This is a genomic window from Microcoleus sp. Pol11C3 (assembly GCF_036701485.1).
Classification (GTDB): domain Bacteria; phylum Cyanobacteriota; class Cyanobacteriia; order Cyanobacteriales; family Microcoleaceae; genus Microcoleus.
In genome coordinates this window covers 1-1109 of sequence record NZ_JAUBQW010000317.1, presented here as the reverse complement: position 1 = coordinate 1109, position 1109 = coordinate 1, and the positions used below count along the sequence as shown (strand labels likewise).

The window sequence follows — 1109 nt, the reverse complement described above, 5'->3', positions numbered from 1 at the left end:
GGCATATGCATAGCTCCACGTAAATATTTATTACCCTTCTTTGATATTCTAGGCTTACCCTTTACTGATGTACCTGATTGCTTTTCCTTTATGTCAAAACCGGCATAGCTGGCGACCTGCCGCCTGTTTCGGATCAGTTCAAAGCCGTTAGTTTCAGCCAGTACAATAGTAGCTGTCAGACTTCCAATACCAGGACTTGTACTAATGCGTTCGATAGCCTCTTTAACTTCCTTATCCTGTTCTATCAATTCAGCTATATCTTTTCTGATTTCTTTTTCCTGTTTGTTAAATAGGGCTATCTGTTGTTTGATCCGGGCGATACTGCGCTTATGAGGTTCAGCTTCTGCCTGTTCGGCATGTAACTGATTCTTGGCAACCGTTCGGGCCTGCACTACCTGATCACGTTCACGGCATAGCTGTCTTACTTTCTTAAATATTCCTTTGGGTCGCTTCCAGTTTTCCAGCTTTCTTTCCAGTCCAAAAAGGGCAATCGCTTCTGAGGCCGTTCTGTCTGTAACCGTTTTAGTATCCAGGGAGCGGGCATAATTGCTGATCTTGTTGGGCAACACAATACTCAGATTGTACCCTTTCCCATCTAAAAAATAGGCTAATGACTCATGATAAACTCCCGTAGCCTCCATAACAAACTGAACGGGCACAGAGCCATCCATTAACTTATTTACCCAAGCCAAAAGCGACAGATACCCTTTTTCTGTATTGGCAAAACACTTATGCCCATACAAATCGGTACTCCAATCCTCATACTTGCGGCCAAGGCAAACTACCAGCTCCTTTTGAGCCACATCAATCCCTACGGATTGTCTTGTGATTTTTTTGTTCATTACCAATAGTTTAAAATGAATCAAAAAGTGAAAACCTCTCTTCGTTTTGTCTCCTGGTTGGATATTCTGGATATACCGATCTCGCAGTATTCCTTACATTCTGTTCAAACTCAAAGAGATAAAAAGGATGAGGTACTATCTCTGTGAGAACATGCTATCAAAGCTGTTTGGCCGCAGATGCACTCTCATCCCTTTCACTTTTTATCAAATCTATTGGTATATTAACGGTATCTCGAAGACCTACTACTTATTTTGCAAACATAGGAG

Annotated in this window: 1 protein-coding gene; it reads right to left on the bottom strand. The window is 41.8% G+C overall.

Annotated features, from left to right (window positions below; all coding sequences use genetic code 11):
* A partial coding sequence (locus QUA40_RS28840) for an IS110 family transposase (protein ID WP_333132150.1) occupies nucleotides 1–842 on the bottom strand: 842 nt, incomplete at its 3' end.
* Nucleotides 843–1109 lie beyond the last annotated feature (267 nt).